The organism is Streptococcus cuniculi, from assembly GCF_004570575.1.
GTDB lineage: Bacteria > Bacillota > Bacilli > Lactobacillales > Streptococcaceae > Streptococcus > Streptococcus cuniculi_A.
Genome location: NZ_SPPD01000037.1, coordinates 1 through 3,863, shown reverse-complemented (window position 1 = coordinate 3,863; position 3,863 = coordinate 1). Strand labels below are relative to the sequence as shown.

General features: G+C 38.1%; 4 protein-coding genes. All 4 read right to left on the bottom strand.

The window, feature by feature from the left end; all coding sequences use genetic code 11:
• Positions 1-1,013 precede the first annotated feature (1,013 nt).
• A complete protein-coding gene (locus tag E4T82_RS12675) occupies positions 1,014-1,355 on the bottom strand; it encodes a hypothetical protein (protein WP_209304584.1) in 342 nt (113 codons plus the stop codon).
• Complete coding sequence (locus tag E4T82_RS11830) at positions 1,336-2,397, bottom strand: PTS transporter subunit EIIC (protein ID WP_209304583.1); 1,062 nt, start codon at positions 2,395-2,397, stop codon at positions 1,336-1,338. Before E4T82_RS11830 ends, E4T82_RS12675 begins: the two co-directional genes overlap by 20 nt.
• A 42-nt stretch (positions 2,398-2,439) precedes the next feature.
• Complete coding sequence (locus E4T82_RS13230; protein WP_135182964.1) at positions 2,440-2,781, bottom strand: alpha-glucosidase C-terminal domain-containing protein; 342 nt, start codon at positions 2,779-2,781, stop codon at positions 2,440-2,442.
• 34 nt (positions 2,782-2,815) lie between these two features.
• Positions 2,816-3,863: IS110 family transposase (locus E4T82_RS11820; RefSeq protein WP_135182963.1), on the bottom strand; the 1,048-nt coding region annotated here is incomplete at its 5' end.

Below are 3,863 nucleotides of genomic sequence, written 5' to 3'. Positions count from 1 at the left end.
TCATGAAGCCCTCCTTTACATCAATCATTATAGCAAAACGGGAGTTCATTTGTAAATAGGATTCCGTTTATCTTGTTGGGAAAGTAGATCCAAATATTGAAACCAAATAGAAAGAAATTTCCTACCTCATTACTAAGTAAATTGGAAACAAATTTTCCGCTGTTTTTGAAAAAAGACAAATCGAATAGGGGCTAACAACTATTAGCCCCTCTCACACCACCGTACGTGCCGTTCGGCATACGGCGGTTCAATTAAATTTTACCGAGAACTTTTTATGTTCCCACATCTACCTCTATTTGATTTCGTTCTGCTTGTGCCGTCCTATACTTGTGAACAGTCTCTTTCAGCATACGTTCTGCGAGTGCCATCTTTTCAGACCAGAAATTAGGGCAGACAAAATTTGATAGGTAGATTATCATTTAACTGTTCGGTCCTTCGCTCCACTTCCATTACAGAAGTTTCATCACTACTATGACCTCTGTTCACGCTAACGCGTTTCACAAATTTCTAATGGTACTATTAGCTGACTTCTCATGATTCGTTGTTACTACGTCTAATCGACACTCATGAGACCTCACGGGATTAGTCGTACATCTTTCCTTGTTTACTCTCGTGATTTACGCCAACAGGTTACGACTACCTTTTGGGACTTTAGTGTTCTTGGCCACTTCATCCGCTGTTAACGCCTTATATCACGTTTCTTTTCGTAGAGCCACGATTTCGCTATCCCTTCCTCTGACGTTTTCAGTTTCTTGCGTCAGACTTAAAACAGTCCATCCCCAGACTGTTTTAATCCGCTACCTCACGATAGTCAGGATTGGGAGTCGCTATTGGGTTCACCGGTAGCGGGTGCCCCAGAGGACTTGCACCTCAGATGTACGACATGCCCGTCGTACCAATGAAAAGCAGGAATCGTAACGACTCCTGCTTTTTATCTATCCAGCTTCTGTATCTGAAGAACCACTCCAGCGGTACTTCTCAAAATTACTGATATGATAGTTTTTAACGAGCCATTAAAGGTTGCTATTGTACTTTTTATTTTTTGATAAAATCAATGTCGCACAAGCACCAACTACAAGTGAGATGGATATTCCAATCATATAGTTTAAAATATCAGTCGATTTGATTGATACAAATCCTAAAATACCTGCAGCACCAGGTGACACATTCAAAACATTAGTTAGTGTTACATAGGCGGCACCAATTGCAGAACCAATCATTGCACCATAAAATGGATATTTTAATTTTAAGTTTACACCGAACATTGCTGGTTCTGTAATTCCAAGTAGTGCTGAAATTCCCGATGATGTCGCTACAGTTTTAATATTTGAATCATTATTTAATAATGAAGTCATTAAGGCATCTCCCCCCCTGTGCAACGTTATTACACGCTGCAATTGCAAATAAGAAACTTCCTCCTTTGGCTATCAATTGTATATCTACCGGTAACAGACTATGATGCATACCAGTTAACGTTAGTGGAGCATAGAAGAAGCCAAATAATGCACCTCCAAAAATTCCCAAAGTATCTCTTGCCCAGAGAATTCCCTGTGTAACAAAATCACCAGTAGTTCTCATCATACCACCAACGACTAAAAATGTGATAAATGCAGTCATCAAAATAGATAGCATCGGCGTTACTAGCGTATCCAAAGCTTCTGGGATCTTCTTGTGAAGCCAAGATTCTAATTTAGCTAATATAAAACTAGATACTAAAATTGGTAAAATGGTCCCTTGATAGCCTACTTTTTCGATACTTAAGCCAAAAATATTCCATGTAGGAACTTCATTATTTAAGATAGCATTACCGTAACCGTAAGCATTTAATAAGTCCCCAGATACCATAATCATGCCTAATGCGGCTCCCAGATACGGATTTCCTCCAAATATTTTAGTAGCTGAAAAACCAACTAAAACTGGTAAAAATGCATATGCTGCACTTGCAAAAGTATTAATCATACTTGCTAAATCTGAGATAGCAGGCCAAGCTTCTACAAGAGATTGTTTTTCAAAAAACAATCCTTGAGCAGTAAGAATATTATTGATTCCCATCAAAAGTCCAGAAGCTACAAGAGCAGGTATAATTGGTACAAAGACATCAGATAATATCTTCACAGCTCTCTGAATGGGATTTAATTTTTTATCAGCTTCACGTTTTAATTCTGCTTTTGAAACTTCATCCACACCCACTAACTTTACAAATTCTTTAAACACTTCATTGACAGTTCCACTGCCAATTATAATTTGAAATTGGCCTGCATTGCTAAAGTCACCTTTTACAACATCAATTGCATTAAGTTGTTCATGATCCACTACATTTTCATCGATTAAAACCAATCTAAGACGAGTGGCACAATGCGCAGTAGATATGATATTGTCTTTTCCTCCAACAGCCAATAAAATTGACTCAGCACTTTTTTATAATTAATAGCCATAATATCACTCCTTTTTATCTGTTAAAATGACTGCTTCATACGGTCTCAATATTACTTTATTATTAGAAACATGAGTTTCTTGATAATTTTTATATATGACTTTTAGATTACTAGTGTCTAGACTAAAATCTGTCTCAACTTGGTGAAAATTACATACAATGTATAACGTTTCATGACGGCTCGTTCTTCGGTATGCAAAAACGTGAGGATGATGAAAGTCTAATAATTCGAACTTACCAAAACGTAGCGTAGCATTTGTTTTTCTTAAATGAACCAAAAATTGATAGGTATAAGTTTGAAAACAATAAAAGTTAATTGATTTATTGTTTACCCCAATTTTAGGCACACTGAAAAGAGGTCTTTAAACCTGATTTTTAAAATTAAGCCACGGTGAATCCATGTTGTTGAGCAAAACGAATAGCATTTTGAACAGACATTGTCTTGTCAGGGTTTCTCATTTCGGTTAAGCCTTGTAAGGTTGGATTGTAATTTTCTTTCTTGAAAAGGACTTGGTAGATAGCCACAAGAAGTTTGCGACAGATAGCAATAATCGCTTTTCGATGCCCACGGCGTTTCTTGAGTTTGAGATATTTGTTTCGAAACTCTGGGTGTTTCTCTGACTTGACAACAGCGTTCGCGATTTGTACGAGGAAAGGTTTGAGGTATCGCCCGCCTTTAGAAATGCGAGTTGAATATTTCTTCCCAGCACTTTCATTGTTTGCGGGAACAAGACCAGCCCAGGAGCATAGTTTACCAGCAGTATCAAAGACGTTCATATCTGCACCGATTTCAGAAATGACACGTAGGGCAGAAAGTTCCTCTTTAAATCCAGGGACCGTTTGGATGAGTTTGACTTGTTTTTGATATTCTTGTCCTAAATCACGAATCATCTGTTCTAAGTCCTCTTTACAGATAGTGAGTGCGTCGTAGTGAGCTTTAATAACTCTGATTTTCTCAACTTGTTCAGGAGTTAAGATGCCGTCCATAGCGATTTCTAGGTTTTGTACTTTATTCTTCATTCTCTTATGAATCAGTTGTTCAATATCTGGCTTCTCTTCTGGTTTGTCAAGGATACTCTTGATAATGGCTTGAGCACTTTTTCCGAAAACATCGGAAAGGACACTTGCAATCTGGAGGTTAGACCAAGTGAGGCAGTTCTGATACCGATTTTTCTCGCTGACTTGAAGTTGTGTTAACTTCATGCGATAGCGAAAGAGGTCACGAAGTTGTCTGATTTTAAGAGGTGGAATAAAGCTAGAGGCAACGAGGTCGTGCTTGAAGAGGTCGGCAATCCATTGTATGTCTTTCTTGTCGGTCTTCTTACCACGAATCGCTTTAACATATTTTGGGTGAGCCAGACAGATGTTAGCGTGTTCTTCGAGGATATTGAAGACAGGAATCCAGTATTTACCAGTGGATTCCATAGAG